Raw genomic sequence first — 19309 nt, 5'->3', positions numbered from 1 at the left:
TTACAGACAACGGACAGAGAACTCACGTGGCAAAGAACATTCAAGCCATCCGCGGCATGAACGACTACCTGCCGGAAGAAACGGCATTATGGCAGCGTATTGAAGGCACCCTCAAGCAGGTGCTGGGCGGCTACGGTTACAGCGAAATCCGGTTGCCGATTGTAGAGCAGACCCCGTTATTCAAACGCGCGATCGGCGAAGTGACCGACGTCGTGGAAAAAGAGATGTATACCTTCGAAGACCGCAACGGCGAAAGCCTGACGCTGCGTCCGGAAGGGACGGCCGGCTGCGTGCGCGCCGGCATCGAACATGGTCTGCTGTACAATCAGGAACAGCGTCTGTGGTACATCGGCCCGATGTTCCGCTACGAGCGCCCGCAAAAGGGCCGCTATCGCCAGTTCCATCAGCTGGGCGCGGAAGTGTTCGGCCTGCAAGGCCCGGATATCGACGCCGAGCTGATCCTGCTGACCGCCCGCTGGTGGAAAGCGCTGGGCATCGCCGAGCACGTCAAGCTGGAGCTGAACTCCATCGGTTCGCTGGAGGCGCGCGCCAACTACCGCGATGCGCTGGTGGCGTTCCTGGAGCAGCACGTCGAGGTGCTGGACGAAGACTGCAAACGCCGCATGTACAGCAACCCGCTGCGCGTGCTGGACTCCAAGAATCCTGAGGTGCAGGCGCTGCTGAACGACGCGCCGCGCCTGTCCGAGTACCTGGATGAAGAATCCCGTGCTCACTTCGCCGGTCTGTGTGAACTTTTGGCGCAGGCAGGTATCCCATATACCGTTAACGAGCGCCTGGTGCGCGGTCTGGATTACTACAACCGCACCGTGTTTGAGTGGGTGACCACCAGCTTGGGCGCGCAGGGCACCGTCTGCGCGGGCGGCCGTTACGACGGTCTGGTCGAGCAGTTGGGCGGCCGCGCCACCCCGGCGGTCGGTTTCGCCATGGGCCTGGAGCGTCTGGTGCTGCTGGTGCAGGCGGTCAACCCGGAATTCAAGGCGCCGTCGGCTATCGACGTGTACGTCATCTCTTCCGGCGCGGGCACCCAGAGCGCGGCGATGCAGCTGGCTGAACAGGTGCGCGACGCGGCGCCGCAGCTGAAGCTGATGACCAATTACGGCGGCGGCAACTTCAAGAAGCAGATCACCCGTGCGGACAAATGGGGCGCGCGCATCGCGCTGATCCTGGGCGAGAGCGAAGTGGCGGCGCAGCAGGTGGTGGTGAAAGACCTGCGCAGTGGTGAACAAGAAACGCTGGCGCAAAGCGAAGTCGCTGCGCGTCTGGCTTTGATGTTAGGTTAAGGAGAAGGACACCGTGGAAGTCTATACCACTGAAAACGAACAAGTCGACGCACTGCGTCGGTTCTTTGCCGAGAACGGCAAAGCGCTGGCGGTGGGCGTGGTGCTCGGAATTGGTGCCCTGGTTGGCTGGCGTTACTGGCAGAGCCATGAAAACTCCAACATGATGGCGGCATCGCAATCCTATCAGGAAGCCAGCGATCGTCTGGCGGCCGGCAAGCCGGATGACGTGGCTGCCGCAGAGAAATTTGTCCAGGCCAACGGCAACAGCTACGGCGTACTGGCCGCGCTGCAGTTGGCCAAGCACTTTGTCGAACAGAATGATTTCGCCAAGGCGGAACAACAATTGGCGCTGGCGCAGGGCCAGACCAAAGACGACAACCTGTTGGCGATGATCGACCTGCGTCTGGCGCGCGTCCAGCTGCAGGAGAAAAAGCTGGATGAAGCGCTGAAAACGCTGGATGGCGTGAAAGGCGAAGGCTGGGCGGCGATGATGCAGGATGTGCGCGGCGATGTGCTGCTGGCGAAGGGCGACGCCAAGGGCGCGCGCGAAGCTTACAGCAAAGGCATTGAGTCCAACGCTTCTCAAGCGCTGCAGGTTCTGCTGCGCATGAAATTGAATAACTTGTCCAGCTAAGGGGAATTCCCATGCAATTGCGTAAAACACTCTTGGTCGGACTGGTTTCCGCTGCCTTGCTGAGTGGTTGCTCGCTGTTTAACAGCGAAGAAGACGTGGTTACCATGTCGCCGTTGCCGAAAGTTGAAAATCAGTTTACGCCGAACAAGGCGTGGAGCACCTCGGTGGGCGACGGTATCGGTGAGTATTACTCCCACCTGCGCCCGGCCTATCAGGACAGCACCATTTACGCCGCCGATCGCTTCGGCATCGTGAAAGCGATGGACGCCGACAGCGGCAACGAGAAGTGGAAGGTCAATCTTTCCGAGAAGACCGGCTTCTTCTCCAGCAACCTGTCTGCGCTGCTGTCGGGCGGCCTGACGGTTGCGGGTGACAAGGTTTACGTCGGCAGCGAAAAAGCGGTGGTTTACGCATTGAACACCGCCGACGGCGCCATCGCCTGGCAGACCAAAGTGGCCGGCGAAGCGATCTCCCGTCCGGTTGTCAGCGACGGTATGGTGTTGGTGCATACCTCCAACGGCATGCTGCAGGCGCTGAACGAAGCCGACGGTGCGGTGAAGTGGACGGTTAACCTGGACATGCCTTCGCTGTCGCTGCGCGGTGAATCCGCGCCGGCCGTCGCCTTTGGCGCCGCCATCGTCGGCGGTGACAACGGCCGCGTCAGCGCCGTGCTGATGCAGCAGGGCCAGCTGATCTGGCAACAGCGCATTTCTCAGCCGAGCGGCGCGACCGAAATCGATCGCCTGAACGACGTGGACACCACGCCGGTGATCGTTGACGGCGTGGTCTACGCGCTGGGTTACAACGGCAACCTGACGGCGCTGGATCTGCGTTCCGGTCAGATCATCTGGAAACGCGAGCTGGGTTCGGTGAATGATTTCATCGTCGACGCGGGCCGCATCTACCTGATCGACCAGAACGATCGCGTGGTGGCGCTCAGCACCGAAGGCGGCGTGACCGTGTGGACGCAAAGCGATCTGCTGCACCGCAACCTGACGCCGCCGGTGATGTATAATGGTTATCTGGTGACCGGTGACGCCGAAGGCTATCTGCACTGGGTCAACACCACCGATGGCCGTTTTGTCGCCCAGCAGGAAGTGGACAGCTCCGGCTTCCTGTCTGCGCCGATGGTGGCCGGCGACAAGCTGATCATCCAGGCTCGCGGCGGGAAAGTTTACGCTTTCACCCGCTAACGCCGCTCGTCGCAAGGCTTGCAAACGGCTCCTGAATGTTCAGGGGCCGTTTCGTATTTTTATAAGCTGCACCGCTGGTGTCTATCCACAGTGCAGTAACGCATTGATTATTAAGTAATGAGGCTTCAACAATGATACCTGTCGTCGCGCTGGTCGGGCGCCCGAATGTGGGTAAATCCACCTTGTTCAACCGTTTAACCCATACGCGCGATGCGCTGGTGGCGGATTTCCCGGGGCTGACGCGTGACCGCAAGTATGGTCGTGCTGAAATCGAAGGCAATGAATTTATCATCGTCGATACCGGCGGCATCGACGGCACCGAAGACGGCGTCGAAACGCGCATGGCCGGTCAGTCGCTGCTGGCGATCGAAGAAGCGGACATCGTGCTGTTCATGGTCGACGCCCGCGCCGGCCTGATGCCGGCGGATCAGGGCATCGCCCAGCACCTGCGCAGCCGCCAGAAGGCGACCTTCCTGGTGGCCAACAAGACCGACGGTCTGGATCCGGACACCGCCACCGCCGATTTCTACTCGCTCGGTCTGGGTGAAGTGTTCGCTATCGCCGCTTCTCACGGCCGCGGCGTGACCCAGCTGATTGAACACGTGCTGGTGCCGTTCGTGCCGGAAAAACCGGAAGACGTCGAGCTGACCGAGGAAGAGGCCAACGCCGCTTACTGGGCCGAGCAAAACGGCGAAACGCTGGAAGGCGAAGAAGACGAAGAGCCGGAAGAAGCGTTCAATCCGCAGGATCTGCCGATCAAACTGGCGATCGTCGGCCGCCCGAACGTAGGTAAGTCTACGCTCACTAACCGTATCCTCGGCGAGGAGCGCGTGGTGGTGTACGACATGCCGGGCACCACCCGCGACAGCATCTACATTCCGATGGTGCGTGACGAACGCGAATACGTGCTGATCGACACCGCCGGGGTGCGCAAACGCGGCAAGGTGACCGAAACCGTCGAGAAATTCTCGGTGATCAAGACCCTGCAGGCGATTGAAGACGCCAACGTGGTGCTGCTGGTGATCGACGCGCGTGAAGGCATCTCCGATCAGGACCTCTCGCTGCTCGGCTTTATCCTCAATAGTGGGCGCTCACTGGTGATTGCGGTCAACAAGTGGGACGGCATGAGCGAAGAAGATCGCGAGCACGTGAAAGAGATGCTCGATCTGCGTCTGGGCTTCGTCGACTTCGCGCGTGTGCACTTTATTTCCGCCCTGCACGGCAGCGGCGTCGGCAACCTGTTCGAATCGGTGCAGGAAGCCTACGAGTGCGCAACCCGTCGCGTAAACACCTCGATGCTGACCAAAATCATGCAGATGGCGGTTGACGATCACCAGCCGCCGTTGGTGCGCGGCCGCCGCGTGAAGCTGAAATACGCCCACGCCGGCGGTTACAACCCGCCGATCGTGGTGATCCACGGCAACCAGGTCAGCGATCTGGCCGATTCGTACAAGCGCTACCTGATGAACTACTTCCGTCGCTCGCTGAACGTGATGGGGACGCCGATCCGCATCCAGTTCAAAGAGGGCGACAACCCGTTCGCCGGCAAACGCAACCTGCTGACGCCGACCCAGATGCGTAAGCGCAAACGCCTGATGAGCCACCTGAAAAAGAGCAAGTAATCGCTCATGAGGGGCGCGGCAGTGATGCCGCGCCCCTTTTTTATTGGCCCGAAATCGTTTTATTATCTGAAGATTACCTCGCCTGTCTGAAGGAACACCATGTCCTGGGAAACCTGGAGTTTTGCGTTCGACGTCACCGTGCCGAATCTGCTGATGATGCTGCTGGGGATCCTGTTGCGCCATTGGCGCCTGATGGATGACCGCTTCGTCGATGGCGCGACCCGCCTGGTGTTCAATCTGGCGCTGCCGTGCCTGCTGTTTTTCAGCATCGCCACCAACCATCCGCAGCTGCTCGGCAATCTGCCGCTGGTGCTGTTCGGCGCGGTCGGCACGCTGGCGACCTTCCTGCTGCTGGAGCTGGCGGCCAGGTGGGTGGTGAAAGAACCGCGTGAGCGCGGGGTGTTCGTGCAGGGCGGGTTTCGCGCCAACACCGCCATCGTCGGTCTGGCCTACGCCATGACCGCCTACGGCAGCGAAGGCATTGCGCTCGCCTCGCTGTACCTGACGGTGACCGTGATCCTGTTCAACATACTGTCGGTCATCACCCTCACGCGCAGCCTGCAGGGCGGGCAGGGCAAGAAAATCAGCCACCTGTCGCTGCTGCGCAGCATTGTCACCAATCCGCTGATCATCGGCCTGGTGTGCGGGCTGCTGTATGCGCAAACCGGGCTGGGCATCCCGACCGTGATCCGCCAGACCGGCAGCTATATCTCCGCGCTGTCGCTGCCGTTGGCGCTGCTGTGCACCGGCGCCAGCCTGGATTTTCGCGCCATGTTCCGCTCGTCCAACGTGGCGGCGCTGTCGTCGGCGGCCAAGCTGTTTCTGGTGCCGTTCCTGATGACGCTGGCCGGCTGGCTGTGCGGGTTTCAGGGGGCGGCGCTGGGCATTATCTTCCTGTTTTCCGCCACGCCGACCGCTTCGGGCAGCTATGTGATGACGCGCGCTATGGGCGGCAACGCCACGCTGGCGGCCAACATTATCGCTATCACCACCGTCGGGTCGTTCTTCACCACCGCGTTGGGGATCTATTTCTTGCGCTCATGGGGCGCGATTTAACCTGGGAGCCGTTATGGATGCGCATTGTCCGCACTGTCGTCAGACCATGAATTGGGTAGCGGGTCACTACCATTGTGCCGCCTGTCAGCGCGATTATCGGCAGCTGGCGAGCTGCCCGGAGTGCGGGCAGCCGCTGCAAGAGTTGAAGGCCTGCGGGGCGGTGGATTACCTGTGCCAGAACGGGCACGGGCTGATCTCCAAAAAACGGGTGAATTTCAGCTATCAGCCGCTGTAAGCCCTCACTCATCCACCTGGCCGGTTTTCCACAGATCCACCAGCGCCTGCGGCGCGCTGCTTTCCGGGATTAACAGCACGATCTCGGTGCTCAGGGTGGGGCTGGTGTAGTTGATCTGTACGCGGTAGTAGCGCTGGTCGCCGCAGCCGGGGGAGTTGGGTTGGCCCTCTTCCTGGGCGTACGGCAGCGTCTGATTCAGCAACTGATTCAGGCGCTGCCGTTGCTCCGGCGTGATATCGGCCAGCGCAATGCGGCGCTGGCCCGCCAGTTTGGGAATGTAGGCGAAGCCTCCCTCGCGCGCCAGCTCAATGACCGTATCCTGATTGAGCGTCGGCAGCGGTTTCATTACTCCACCCCCACCTGATGCCAGGCCTGTTGCACCTTGTCCGCCACGCTTTGATCGAAACGCGCCTGCGCGTGTTTCACCGTGGCGCGGGCGAAGGTGGCGAAGTCGGCGTTTTGCGGCAGCGCTTTGTCGCACACTGTGTCATACCAGACGTAGCCGGCTTTTTCCCAGGCGAAGCCGCCCAGCGCGGTTGCCGCCAGGTAGAACGCGCGGTTGGGAATGCCGGAGTTGAGGTGCACGCCGCCGTTGTCTTCCTTGGTCTGGATGTAATCCTTCATGCTGGCAGGCTGCGGGTCTTTGCCCAGCAGCGGGTCGTCGTAGGCGGTGCCGGGCGCTGACATCGAGCGCAGCCCTTTGCCTTTGATGCCCTTGGCGAGCAGACCGGCGCCGATCAGCCAGTCTGCTTTATCGGCGGTTTGCTGCAGGTGGAATTGCTTGACCAACGAACCGAACACGTCAGACAGCGATTCGTTGAGCGCGCCGGACTGCTGGTAGTAGATCAGCCCAGCCTCGCTCTCGGTCACGCCGTGCGCCAGCTCGTGGCCGACCACGTCGATGGCGATGGTGAAACGGTTGAAGATCTCGCCGTCGCCGTCGCCGAACACCATCTGCTGGCCGTTCCAGAAAGCGTTCTGGTACTCCTTGCCGTAGTGCACGCTGCCGACCAGCGGCAGCCCTTTATTATCCAGCGAATTGCGCCGGTAGGCCTGCCAGAAGAAATCGTAGGTGACGCCGAGATAGTCGTAGGCCTCGTCCACCGCCACGTCGTGGTTGCTGGGCTGGCCCTCCTTGCGCACCTGTTTGCCGGGCAGTTGGGTGCCGTTCTGGGCGTCGTAGATATCGCGGAGCGCTTCGCCGGCTCGGGCGTTTTTCTCGGTCGGTGAACGCAGCGGCTTGTTGCCGAGCAGGCTTTGCACGTGGTTCAGGGTGTGCAGCGCGCAGTCGCGCTGCGGGGCGTTACCGTGTTCAATAATGCGGCGCAGCATGTAGGGAGGAATGACGGAACGCATGCGCTGGGCTGGCATAGTGGCTCTCCTTAGGCAAAAAATTTACCTCATCGAATGAATGCACTGAGCCTAAGTGTAGTCTACTCGTCATAAAGCCTGTGGTTATGCGTGCTCACCGCCGGGGTGGTCTTGTGGGGACTTATGCGCCGCACCGAGGCGCGTACCGCCAACCGGCCATGCAGCAGCAGGTTGCACGGCGGCGCGTCGGCGCGCAGCATGCGCCGCTGCAGCAGCTGGATCGCCTCGTAGCCCAGCTCATCGCGCGGCACCTGTACCGAGGTCAGCGGCACGTCGTGTATTTCCGCCAGGTTGAAGCCATCGGTGCTCATCACCGATACGTCGCCCGGTACGCTCAGCCCCAGCTTGCTGAGCGCCTTGACCGCCCCGACCGCCATGTAGTCGCCGCCGGCCAGGATCGCCGTCGGCAGCGGGGCGCGGTTCAGGTAGGTGCTCAGCGCCTGTTCGGCCTCTTCGCTGCCGAAGCCGGAAGTGGTCACCAGATGGCGGCCGTCGTCGAACGGCAGATGATGCCGCGCGTAGGCCTGCCGGATGCCCGCCAGCCGCAGCTCCATGGTGTGGCGGCGCAGACACTGCAGGTTGAGGATATGGCTGTGCCCCTGCTGGAACAGATAGCTGGCGGAATAGTCGCCAATCAGCTGATGATCCGGCGAGACGCTGTCCAGCCGCATCTGCCGATCGGTGCAGTTGATCAGCACGCAGGGTTTGGGCAGATCGGCCGCCAGGGTATGGATGTGTTCGTCGTCGATGCCGATGATCAGCGCCGCTTCGGTGTGCGGATCGCTCATTTTTTCCAGAAACAGCGCGCCGTCGCTGTGCTGTTCTTCCAGGCCGCAGTAACGGATGCGCACCTCGTGCTGCATCAGTGCGGCGGCGATGCCCTGAATGACCTTGTAGTAGAAGATATCGGTGCGCACGTCGAACGCGCGCTGCGGCGCGAACACCATCACATTGTTCAACATCAGTCGGCCGCTGGAAATGCCCTGTAGAATGCCGTTTTGCTGCGCGCATTCCAGCACCTTGCGGCGCGCTTCGGCGCTGGTGTTGGCCTTGCCCGCCAGCACGCGGGAAACGGTGCTGATCGACAGCCCGGTTTGGCGGGCGATCTCCTGGATTTTCAGCTTTCCGTTCATTTTGTGATCTCCTTCAAATTCGTCCATGAGAATATTTTCACTGCGGCTTTTCAGCACTTTGACTGGATCCTGCGGCCATTATGACTATTTTTTCACCCGCCTGTGAAAATCTTTGCAAAAAACCCCGTTTCGCTGTGCGTGATCGCTGAGTAGTCTGCATTGGTACACCAATTTTAACGACTTGTCAGTCCAATTTTAACGGTGTGCAAAGAAGAAAACAAAAAATAAATCATGGGGTTGTGATGGACTACCGGTCTGTTATGCGGGCGTTGGCCTGTGTTCACCGTCCCCTTTTGATAGCGCAACGTACCCTACCAATGCGCGCGTCGCTGTCATGGGCGGCCGCGGGGAGAGAACCGATGAGTGTGGAGATCAATCAGACGGTCGCGCAGAGCGGCCGGCGCAAGTTCAAATCGCTACGCTGGTGGATGCTGGCGCTGTTCTTGTTGGGCGTCACGGTCAACTACATTACCCGCAACTCGCTGGGCATTCTGGCGCCGGAACTGAAAACCAGCCTGAACATGAGCACTGAGCAATATGCCTGGGTGGTAGCGTCGTTCCAGTTGGCCTATACGGTATTTCAGCCGATCTGCGGCTGGCTGATCGACGTCATCGGCCTGAAGATGGGCTTTCTGATCTGCGCGGGCATTTGGGCGGTGGTGTGCATGCTGCACGCCGGCGCCGGCAGCTGGTTGCAACTGGCCATTTTGCGCTTCTTCATGGGGGGCGCGGAGGCGGCGGCCACCCCGGCCAACGCCAAGGCGATCTCCGACTGGTTCCCGAAGAAGGAGCGTCCGATCGCCGCCGGCTGGGCGGGCGTCGGTTTCTCCATCGGCGCCATGTTGGCGCCGCCGATCATCGTCATCGCCCACGTCTCCTTCGGCTGGCAGGGCGCGTTCCTGTTCTCCGGCGGGCTGGCGCTGATCTGGGTAGTGCTGTGGTGGCTGTTCTACCACTCGCCCCAGCAGCACCCGAACCTCAGCCAACAAGAGCTGGACCTGATCCGTGAAGACAACGAGCCGGTACTGCCGAAGCTGCCGTTCTTCACTTCGCTGGCCAGCCTGTGCAAGAACAAGAAATTCTATGGCATCGCCATCCCGGCCTTTCTCGCCGAGCCGGCCTGGGCGGTCTTCAGTTTCTGGGTGCCGCTGTACCTGGCCACCGAACGTGGCATGGATCTGAAGCAGATCGCGATGTTCGCCTGGCTGCCGTTCCTGGCGGCGGATATCGGCAGCGTCGCCAGCGGCTATCTCACCACGCTATACCGCAAATGGTTCGGCTGCAGCCGCGTCAACTCGGTGGTCGCCAGCTCGGTGACCGGCGCTTTCCTGATGGTGTCGCTGGCGTTCGTGGCGATCACCCAAGATCCCTATGTGGCGATCGCGCTGATCTCGATCGGCGGGTTCGGCCATCAGGTGATCTCCTGCATGCTCAGCGCCCTGGTGGTGGAATCGTTCGATAAGAACCAAATGGCGACGGTCAACGGCATGCGCGGCTCCAGCGCCTGGATCGCCAGCTTCCTGTTCACGCTCCTGATCGGCGCGGTATCCGACACCCTCGGCTTCAACCCGCTGTTCATCGCGATGGGCTTCTTCGATTTGATCGGCGCCCTGTTCCTGATTGCCCTGATCGCCGAGCGCGGCGGTAAGAAAACCCCTTCACACAGCTAAGTGGAATATGTATGAAAACGTTGAAAAATTGGACGCTGGCGGCGCAGCATGCCGACCACGTCGAGCTGCTGGTCGATGAACGCCACCGTTTCTGCCTGTACGTGCTGGAAGACGGTCTGTTCCGCGTGTTGATCAAACGTGAGGGCGAGCTGGCGCTGGATCGCACCTGGAGCATTGCGCCGCAGGAGGATGTGCCCTGGGAGGGGCGCGATCGGCTCAGCGTCGCCGGTTTCAGCCTGCCGGGCTATCAGCTGCGCCGGGAGGGCGATCGGCTGGTGGTCAGCACGCCGCTGCTGCGCGTGACGGTGCATCAGCCGCTGTGGCTGGCGTGGGAGTATTGCAATGCCGACGGCGAGTGGCGGCCGCTGGCGGCGGATCGGCCGACCAGCGCCTACCTGCTCAACGCGCACGGCGACGGCGTGGCGCATTACCAGCGGCGTTTCGCCGATGAGCGCTATTACGGCCTGGGGGAGAAGGCCGGCGATCTGGAACGCACCGGCCGCCGCTTCGAGATGCGCAACCTGGACGCGATGGGCTACAACGCCGCCAGCACCGATCCGCTGTACAAGCACATTCCGTTTACCATCACCCGCGGGCCGGAGGCGAGCTTCGGCCTGTTCTACGACAACCTGAGCAGCTGCTGGCTGGATCTGGGCAACGAGATCGACAACTACCATACGGCCTACCGCCGCTATCAGGCCGAAGCGGGCGATCTGGATTACTACCTGTTCCTCGGGCCGAAGGTTTTGGATGTCACCAAGGCGTTCGTGCGCCTGACCGGCCGCACCCACTTCGGGCCGAAGTGGAGCCTGGGCTACAGCGGTTCGACCATGCACTACACCGACGCGCCGGACGCCCAGCAGCAGCTGCAACAGTTCATTGCGCTGTGCCGTCAACATGCCATCCCTTGCGACTCTTTCCAGCTGTCGTCGGGCTACACCTCGATCAACAACAAACGCTACGTGTTTAACTGGAACTATGACAAGGTGCCGCAGCCCAGGCTGCTCAGCCAGGCGTTTCACGACGCCGGCCTCAAGCTGGCGGCCAACATCAAGCCGTGCCTGCTGCAGGATCATCCGCAGTATCAAGAGGTGGCGGCGCAGGGGCTGTTTATCCGCGATTCGCAAAGCGACGCGCCGGAACGCTCCAGCTTCTGGGACGACGAAGGATCGCACCTCGACTTCACCAATCCGGCGACGGTGCGTTGGTGGCAGCAGGGCGTCACACAGCAGCTGCTGGAGATGGGCATCGATTCGACCTGGAACGACAACAACGAGTACGAAGTGTGGGACGGCGAAGCGCGCTGCCACGGCTTTGGACGGCCGATCGCCATCAAACATCTCCGCCCGGTGATGCCGCTGCTGATGATGCGCGCCTCGATGGAGGCCCAGTTGCGCTTTGCGCCGCAGCGGCGGCCGTACCTGATCTCGCGCTCCGGCTGCGCCGGCATGCAGCGCTACGTGCAGACCTGGAGCGGCGATAATCGCACCAGCTGGCAGACGCTGCGCTACAACATTCGCATGGGGTTGGGCATGAGCCTGTCCGGGTTGTATAACCTCGGCCACGACGTCGGCGGCTTCTCCGGTGACAAACCGGACGCGGAGCTGCTGGTGCGCTGGGTACAAAACGGCGTGATGCACCCGCGTTTCACCATCCACTCCTGGAATGACGACGCCACGGTCAACGAACCCTGGATGTACCCGGCCGCCACCCCGGCGGTGCGCGAGGCGATCAACCTGCGTTACCGGCTGCTGCCGTATTTCTACACGCTGCTGTGGCAGGCCTGCGCCGACGACGAGCCGATGCTGCGCCCGACTTTTCTCGATCACGAACAGGATGCGCGCACCTTTGGCGAAAACGACGATTTTCTGATTGGCCGCGATCTGCTGGTGGCCAGCGTGGTGGAGCCGGGGCAACGTCGCCGTTCGGTGTATCTGCCGGATAATGGCGAAGGCTGGTACTGCTTCTACAGCGGCCAGTGGTTCGGCGGCGGCCAGACGGTGACGCTGGCGGCGCCGTTGGAGCGTCTGCCGCTGCTGGTGCGCGCCGGGGCGGCGCTGCCGCTGTCGCAGCGGTTGGCGCATGTGGACGTGGCCGCCGACGATCGGCGCGAGCTGCGGCTGTTTCCGCTCAAGGGCGGCGGGGCGAGCGGCGGGCTGCTGTTTGAGGACGACGGCGAAAGCGACGGCTGGCGGCAGGGCGATGCGCTGTGGCTGCGCTGGGAAATGCGCTGCGACCATCAGCGCATCATGGTGGATATCACGACGGAAGGGCATTTCCGCCCGGCCTGGCGCACGCTGACGCTCAGCCTGCCGGAAGGCGAAACGCGCGCGCTGTGGGTGAACGGTGAACCCGGCGAGCGTTTTACGCTGGAGTAGGGCTTACTCGGCCGCGCGCTTCTTGCGCGGCTTTTTGGCGACGGTGATGGTTTTCACCTCGCTTTCCACCCAGCCATCCTGCAGGCGGGTTTTCAGCAGTTCGCCGACCTGCGCCTGCTTGGTGGTTTTCAGCAGCTCGCCGCGCGGAGTTTGCGTCACGCTGTAGCCGCGCGCCAGCGTCGCCAGCGGGCTGACGGTCTCCAGCTGGCTGCACGCCACGCCGAAACGCTGGCGGTAGGCGTTGAGCTGGCGCTCCATCGCCTGCTGCAGACGGTATTCCTGCTGCTGCACGCGCTGTTGGTAGCGGTGAATGCGGCCCTGCGGCTGCACCTGCGCCAGCCGCTGCTGGATGCGTTCGCTGCGGCGGGTGGCCAGGCGCAGCTGCTGCTGCATGCCGTCTTCCATTCGGCGCTGCAGCTTGAACAGCAGCGTCTGCTGGCGCGCCAGGCGCAGATGCGGATGCTGCTGCTGTAAACGGTGATGAATGCGGGTGAACTGCTGCTGACGCTGCGCCAGGTAGTAATCCATCGCCATCTCCAGCCGCTGCTGCTGCGACTGCAGTTGGCGCAACAGCTCGAGCTGATTGCGGCTCACCAGTTCGGCGGCGGCGGAAGGGGTCGGCGCCCGCAGGTCGGCGACGAAGTCGGCGATGGTGACGTCGGTTTCATGGCCGACGGCGCTGACGATCGGAATGCGGCTGGCGAAGATCGCCCGCGCCACGCGTTCGTCGTTGAAGCTCCACAGATCCTCCAGCGAACCGCCGCCGCGGCCGACGATCAGCACGTCGCATTCATCGCGGCGGTTGGCGGTCTCAATGGCGCGCACGATCTGCATCGGCGCTTCCGCGCCCTGCACCGAGGTGGGGTAGATGACGATCGGCAGCGACGGATCGCGCCGCTGCAATACCTGCAGGATATCGTGCAGCGCCGCGCCGCTGGCGGAGGTGATCACCCCGACGCGTTTGGCCGGTGCGGGCAGCGGCTGCTTGAACTGCTGATCGAACAGCCCTTCGGCGCTCAGGCGCTGTTTTAACTGCTCGAACTGTTGCTGCAGCAGGCCGTCGCCGGCGGGCTGCATGCTCTCGGCGATCAGCTGGTAGTCGCCGCGCGGTTCATACAGCGTGATGCTGGCGCGCACCAAGACCTGCTGGCCGTTTTGCGGCCGGAAGGTGACGCGGCGGTTGCTGTTGCGGAACATCGCGCAGCGCACCTGGGCGCGGTCGTCTTTCAGCGTGAAATACCAGTGGCCGGAGGCGGGCTGGGAGAGGTTGGAGATCTCGGCGGAGAGCCAAATCTGCCCCATTTCCATTTCCAGCAGTTGGCGAACCGTCTGATTCAGGCGGCTTACGGTAAAAATGGAAGGCGAAACAGGTAGCGACATGTGACCCAGATCAAATTTCAAAACAATCACTTAATTGGTCGATACTACATGGCTGAAAAAGGTAATCAAGACTTTTTGTAAGAAAGTGCTGGAGGCAACCGATTCCGCTCTGTATAATGCCGCGGCAATATTTTATCTTTTTCACAGCCCACCCTGGTGAGATATTGCCCATGCTACGTATCGCTAAAGAAGCTCTGACGTTTGACGACGTCCTCCTGGTTCCAGCCCACTCCACGGTTCTGCCTAACACCGCAGAGCTCGGCACTCAACTGACCAAAACCATCCGCCTGAACATCCCTATGCTGTCCGCAGCCATGGATACCGTTACCGAATCCGGCCTGGCCATCGCGCTGGCGCAGGAAGGCGGCCTGGGCTTCATCCACAAAAACATGTCCATTGAGCGCCAGGCTGAAGAAGTCAGCCGCGTGAAAAAACATGAAAGCGGCGTAGTCACCGACCCGCAGACCGTTACCCCGGCCACCACGCTGCAGGAAGTGAAAGAGCTGACCGCGCGCAACGGCTTCGCCGGTTATCCGGTCGTCACCGAAGACAACGAGCTGGTCGGCATCATCACCGGCCGCGACGTGCGCTTCGTGACCGATCTGACTCAGCCGGTGACTGCGGTGATGACGCCGAAAGATCGCCTGGTCACCGTGAAAGAAGGTGAAGCGCGCGACGTGGTGCTGCAGAAGATGCACGAAAAGCGCGTAGAAAAAGCGCTGGTGGTGGACGACAGCTTCCACCTGCTGGGCATGATCACCGTTAAAGACTTCCAAAAAGCGGAACGTAAGCCGAACGCCTGTAAAGACGAACACGGCCGTCTGCGCGTGGGCGCGGCGGTCGGCGCCGGCGCCGGCAACGAAGAGCGCGTTGATGCGCTGGTGGCGGCAGGCGTTGACGTCCTGCTGATCGACTCCTCGCACGGCCACTCCGAAGGCGTGTTGCAGCGCATCCGCGAAACCCGCGCCAAATACCCGGATCTGCAGATCGTCGGCGGCAACGTCGCGACCGCGGCGGGCGCCAAAGCGCTGGCTGAAGCCGGCGTGAGCGCGGTGAAAGTGGGTATCGGCCCTGGCTCCATCTGTACCACCCGCATCGTGACCGGCGTAGGCGTGCCGCAGATCACCGCCATCGCCGACGCGGTGGAAGCGCTGGAAGGCACCGGTATTCCGGTTATCGCCGACGGCGGCATCCGCTTCTCCGGCGATATCGCCAAAGCGATCGCCGCGGGCGCCTCTTGCGTGATGGTCGGCTCCATGCTGGCGGGCACCGAAGAATCTCCGGGCGAAATCGAGCTGTATCAGGGCCGCTCGTTCAAATCTTACCGCGGCATGGGCTCGCTGGGCGCGATGTCCAAAGGCTCTTCCGACCGTTACTTCCAGACCGATAACGCCGCCGACAAACTGGTGCCGGAAGGTATCGAAGGCCGCGTGGCCTATAAAGGCATGCTGAAAGCCATCGTGCACCAGCAGATGGGCGGCCTGCGCTCCTGCATGGGCCTGACCGGCTGCGCCACCATCGACGATCTGCGCACCAAGGCGGAGTTCGTGCGCATCAGCGGCGCCGGCATTCAGGAAAGCCACGTGCACGACGTGACCATCACCAAAGAGTCGCCGAACTACCGCATGGGCTGATGCCTTAACCTCTCCTGAGTGAGAGGCCGGGGTGGGGCGCTAAGCCCCATCCCGAAAACATACATTTTCGCTCTTTTTCTCTTGTTGCTGGAATTCGCCTCACATGACACAAAATATCCATAAGCATCGCATCCTCATACTGGACTTCGGTTCGCAATACACCCAACTGGTCGCCCGCCGCGTGCGCGAAATCGGCGTTTACTGCGAACTGTGGGCCTGGGACGTTAGCGAAGAGCAGATCCGCGAATTCAATCCAAGCGGCATCATCCTGTCCGGCGGCCCGGAAAGCACCACCGAAGCCGGCAGCCCGCGCGCCCCTGACTACGTGTTCAACGCCGGCGTGCCGGTGCTGGGCGTGTGCTACGGCATGCAGACCATGGCGATGCAGCTGGGTGGCCATGTGCAGGGCTCCAACGAACGCGAGTTCGGCTACGCGCAGGTGGAAATCGTCAACGAGAGCGCGCTGCTGCGCGACATCGAAGACGCCATCAGCCCGGCCGGCAAACCGCTGCTGGACGTGTGGATGAGCCACGGCGACAAAGTGACCGCGATCCCGTCCGACTTCGTGACCGTCGCCAGCACCGATACCTGCCCGTTCGCCATTATGGCCAACGAAGAAAAACGCTTCTACGGCGTGCAGTTCCACCCGGAAGTGACCCACACCCGTCAGGGCCAGCGCATGCTGGAGCGCTTCGTACTGGACATCTGCCAGTGTGAGGCCCTGTGGACGCCGGCGACCATCATCGAAGATGCGGTTGAGCGCATCCGCGAGCAGGTGGGTGAGGACCACGTGATCCTCGGCCTGTCCGGCGGCGTTGACTCCTCCGTGACCGCGATGCTGCTGCACCGCGCCATCGGCAAGCGTCTGACCTGCGTGTTCGTCGACAACGGTCTGCTGCGCTTGAACGAAGCCAAGCAGGTGATGGAAATGTTCGGCGACCACTTCGGCCTGAACATCGTGCACGTCGAGGCGGAAAACCGCTTCCTGACCGCGCTGGCGGGCGTCGACGAGCCGGAAGCCAAGCGTAAAATCATCGGCCGCGTGTTCGTTGAAGTGTTCGACGAAGAAGCCTGCAAGCAAGAGCAGGTGAAATGGCTGGCGCAGGGCACCATCTATCCGGACGTAATTGAATCCGCCGCTTCCGCCACCGGCAAAGCGCACGTGATCAAGTCGCACCACAACGTGGGCGGCCTGCCGAAAGAGATGAAGCTGGGCCTGGTCGAGCCGCTGAAAGAGCTGTTCAAAGACGAAGTGCGCAAAATTGGCCTGGAACTGGGCCTGCCGTACGACATGCTGTACCGTCACCCGTTCCCGGGCCCGGGTCTGGGCGTGCGCGTGCTGGGCGAAGTGAAGAAAGAGTACTGCGATCTGCTGCGCCGCGCCGACGCCATCTTCATCGAAGAGCTGCACAAAGCCGATCTGTACAACAAAGTCAGCCAGGCGTTCACCGTGTTCCTGCCGGTGCGCTCGGTCGGCGTGATGGGCGACGGCCGCAAATACGACTGGGTGGTCTCCCTGCGTGCGGTGGAAACCATCGACTTCATGACCGCGCACTGGGCGCATCTGCCGTATGACTTCCTCGGCCGCGTGTCCAACCGCATCATCAACGAAGTGGACGGCATCTCCCGCGTGGTGTACGACATCAGCGGCAAGCCGCCGGCGACGATCGAGTGGGAGTAATCCCGCGTCCGGCGTAGGCTGGCGTCAGTGAACCGCACATGAGAACCAAACCCGCTTAACGGCGGGTTTTTTTATGCCCGATGTTTGGCGCCCTGTGCCGTAGACGGCCTCCGATCCGAAAGGAGGGCTGGGTTGAGAGAGGGGCGAACGGAGAGGACAGCCCGCGCGGAGCCGCCTGCGCTTTGCTTACGGCTCATTTTCTGAGGCGCGGCGTTTTCCATCTCGGCTTTGCGCCTATCCGCAGAACGGTATTCTGCAACCACGCGCACTTCGCCGGTGCGATGATGTCGTCGGATAACGGGGCTTTATTCACCGTATCCGCCGGGCCGCGGCATTAAAATGAATTGCCGTATTGAGGCGCGTCGACTCATCGGCATCGGGCGATGGCGTAGCTAATTAATCCTCTGCGAAAATTAAAGGACTCCGTGCGCCCTTTTATGGGATTTTTCTGAAAGACTTGGTCTGACGAATAAATATATCAGAAGGATGCGGTGAATTAGTCTATTTCTTATTTTATAAATCTTTCTTTCTGTTTTTATTGGGGAAATCAGCGGTTTCATTGTTTTTAATAACCCTTCTCAAGGACGAGATCTACGTTTTATCGGCATTCATTGCTTGGAATTGAAATTCTAATTATATGATTTTTCTTATCTTTTAATTATTGTCGTAACATAAAGTGCGAACTGTGTAATTATCTGGCATTTGATATTTTCTAAGCTATCTACATAGGCTACTCTAAATGTAAGGGTATTAAAATGCACCGCCGAGAGGGAGGCAAACGATTTATCAACGGATGCCAGGATATGCTTTCTTTTGACTGCTTAGTTGCACAACGTCAGGATGGATATTGGTCAAGATGAAAGAGACAGGAAAAGCCTTCACCAGGGAAAAGCTTTATAAGAATTATACCAATAACGTCACAAGGAGGATGTCTACCCAAAAAGAAGTATCTCTTTGTCAATCAACTATAAAAGGTTCATTGTTTTTCACATTCTAATCCTAATTGCATGATTGCGGCAGCGCTTTGTTTTTCATTTTAATGGATAAAAGCCCAATGAGCAGGTTGTCTGAGGGTGGGTTTTGTTAGGGCATGGATGTCATTATGAGTTACCAGCATAGTATCGTGGTCGAGCTAGTTAATTTGATCGAGATGAATATACAGCATGATCTCTCGATAGAAAAGTTATCGGATTTGTCTGGTTATTCGAAATGGCACTTGCAAAGAATGTTTCAGCGTTATACGGGAATGAAAATAGCGACGTATATCAGAAATAGGCGTCTGAGCAAGTCTGCCGTCATGCTCAAACAGTCTGATTTAAAAGTATTGGAAGTGGCTACTGCTATCGGCTTTAGCTCCCAGCAGGCTTTTAGCCGCGCCTTTCAACGCTTTTTCGGTGAAAGCCCAAAGGACTTTAGAACGAGCCAGGAATGGGACTTTTCCAAACATCTCCCTCCCTTTTTAATACAAAATCCGTCAGCATATCATTTTATCGAAATGCCCAAGAACATATACCTGCTTAAGGGATATAAGTTTTTTCTCTATCATTCAATGAATGCTTCCAGCTCTGGAGGAGAGGAACGACAGAAATACGGCAGCCGCACAGGGAAAAATACCGATACGTCAATGCGCACGGTAAAGTTGGCTTCATCCGGTTGGGAAGTAACGCTCAGCAAAGGGTACTACGAGACACGCAATCTGACGTTGATAAGAGGGCAGTATTTATTGTTCGAGTTTAACGGCAGGTTGAACGAATATCTGGTTTTTTTTGACAGCATCTATGACGCCTATCTTCCTTTGCTTGGCGTGCGAATAAGAAACGGCTTTTTAATTGAGTTGCATAAAGAAAAGAATTTTCAATACGCGGAAATTAACGTCAAGGTGTTGATTTATATTGGCAAGTCTTGACGCTCTTCGGGCAGTAAAACAGAGGGATTATCCCAAGGAAAAGGAGGTGCTTATCAGGGTGATTAATTAGCGCTCGGGCTGTTGCCGTTTTTATCTCTATCTATTTTAATTTTAA

15 protein-coding genes are annotated in these 19309 nt (G+C 60.1%); 11 read left to right on the top strand and 4 right to left on the bottom strand.

Annotated features, from left to right (window positions below; genetic code table 11):
• The first annotated feature begins 26 nt into the window (after positions 1-26).
• From hisS to ACSBQS_RS19075, 6 genes are all read left to right on the top strand, one after another.
• Positions 27-1301, top strand: coding sequence for a histidine--tRNA ligase (hisS, locus tag ACSBQS_RS19100; RefSeq protein ID WP_025303909.1), 1275 nt, complete (start codon positions 27-29; stop codon positions 1299-1301).
• A gap of 13 nt (positions 1302-1314) precedes the next feature.
• The gene (locus tag ACSBQS_RS19095) at positions 1315-1935 is read left to right on the top strand and encodes a YfgM family protein (protein WP_033635592.1); all 621 of its coding nucleotides are present in this window, start codon (positions 1315-1317) and stop codon (positions 1933-1935) included.
• Positions 1936-1946: 11 nt separating this feature from the next.
• Entirely contained in the window at positions 1947-3128 is a 1182-nt protein-coding gene (gene bamB, locus ACSBQS_RS19090; RefSeq protein WP_033644089.1) for an outer membrane protein assembly factor BamB, read from the top strand.
• Between the two features lie 131 nt (positions 3129-3259).
• On the top strand, positions 3260-4750 hold the full coding sequence (gene der, locus ACSBQS_RS19085) for a ribosome biogenesis GTPase Der (protein ID WP_004941442.1): 1491 nt from the start codon (positions 3260-3262) through the stop codon (positions 4748-4750).
• A 99-nt stretch (positions 4751-4849) separates the two neighbouring features.
• Entirely contained in the window at positions 4850-5806 is a 957-nt protein-coding gene (locus ACSBQS_RS19080) for an AEC family transporter (RefSeq protein ID WP_033651565.1), read from the top strand.
• A gap of 13 nt (positions 5807-5819) precedes the next feature.
• Positions 5820-6041 (top strand): zinc ribbon domain-containing protein, encoded by a 222-nt coding sequence (locus ACSBQS_RS19075; RefSeq protein ID WP_004941446.1) that lies wholly within the window; start codon positions 5820-5822, stop codon positions 6039-6041.
• Positions 6042-6045: 4 nt separating this feature from the next.
• Here ACSBQS_RS19075 and ACSBQS_RS19070 read toward each other — a convergent pair whose 3' ends face one another.
• The 3 genes from ACSBQS_RS19070 to ACSBQS_RS19060 all read right to left on the bottom strand — a co-directional run bounded on the left by ACSBQS_RS19070 (position 6046) and on the right by ACSBQS_RS19060 (position 8545).
• A complete protein-coding gene (locus tag ACSBQS_RS19070; RefSeq protein WP_016929750.1) occupies positions 6046-6387 on the bottom strand; it encodes a protealysin inhibitor emfourin in 342 nt (113 codons plus the stop codon).
• A complete protein-coding gene (locus ACSBQS_RS19065; protein ID WP_033644087.1) occupies positions 6387-7412 on the bottom strand; it encodes a M4 family metallopeptidase in 1026 nt (341 codons plus the stop codon). Before ACSBQS_RS19065 ends, ACSBQS_RS19070 begins: the two co-directional genes overlap by 1 nt.
• A gap of 62 nt (positions 7413-7474) precedes the next feature.
• Complete coding sequence (locus ACSBQS_RS19060) at positions 7475-8545, bottom strand: LacI family DNA-binding transcriptional regulator (RefSeq protein WP_042785773.1); 1071 nt, start codon at positions 8543-8545, stop codon at positions 7475-7477.
• Between the two features lie 359 nt (positions 8546-8904).
• Here ACSBQS_RS19060 and ACSBQS_RS19055 point away from each other — a divergent pair, with 359 nt between their 5' ends.
• Together ACSBQS_RS19055 and ACSBQS_RS19050 are read left to right on the top strand one after the other, a co-directional pair.
• Positions 8905-10215, top strand: a complete 1311-nt coding sequence (locus tag ACSBQS_RS19055) for an MFS transporter (RefSeq protein WP_033651564.1) — start codon at positions 8905-8907, stop codon at positions 10213-10215.
• 11 nt (positions 10216-10226) lie between these two features.
• Positions 10227-12593 carry a TIM-barrel domain-containing protein gene (locus tag ACSBQS_RS19050; protein WP_434991278.1) on the top strand — a complete coding sequence of 789 codons (2367 nt, stop codon included), beginning with the start codon at positions 10227-10229 and terminating at the stop codon, positions 12591-12593.
• A gap of 3 nt (positions 12594-12596) precedes the next feature.
• On the opposite strand, the gene xseA is transcribed toward ACSBQS_RS19050, so the two are convergent.
• A complete protein-coding gene (xseA, locus tag ACSBQS_RS19045) occupies positions 12597-13973 on the bottom strand; it encodes an exodeoxyribonuclease VII large subunit (protein ID WP_047025824.1) in 1377 nt (458 codons plus the stop codon).
• Positions 13974-14143: 170 nt separating this feature from the next.
• Between xseA and guaB the strand changes: the two genes are divergently transcribed.
• The 3 genes from guaB to ACSBQS_RS19030 all read left to right on the top strand — a co-directional run bounded on the left by guaB (position 14144) and on the right by ACSBQS_RS19030 (position 19194).
• Positions 14144-15607 (top strand): IMP dehydrogenase, encoded by a 1464-nt coding sequence (gene guaB / locus ACSBQS_RS19040; RefSeq protein ID WP_004941460.1) that lies wholly within the window; start codon positions 14144-14146, stop codon positions 15605-15607.
• A 103-nt stretch (positions 15608-15710) separates the two neighbouring features.
• Positions 15711-17288 (top strand): glutamine-hydrolyzing GMP synthase, encoded by a 1578-nt coding sequence (gene guaA, locus ACSBQS_RS19035; protein WP_021504498.1) that lies wholly within the window; start codon positions 15711-15713, stop codon positions 17286-17288.
• A 1102-nt stretch (positions 17289-18390) separates the two neighbouring features.
• Entirely contained in the window at positions 18391-19194 is an 804-nt protein-coding gene (locus ACSBQS_RS19030; RefSeq protein WP_033644341.1) for a helix-turn-helix domain-containing protein, read from the top strand.
• Positions 19195-19309: the final 115 nt, after the last annotated feature.

Source organism: Serratia sp. H402Y (genome assembly GCF_051172415.1).
Classification (GTDB): Bacteria; Pseudomonadota; Gammaproteobacteria; order Enterobacterales; family Enterobacteriaceae; genus Serratia; species Serratia ureilytica.
Note: the sequence above shows the minus strand (reverse complement) of the source record. Positions and strands in the feature narration are given on the sequence as shown.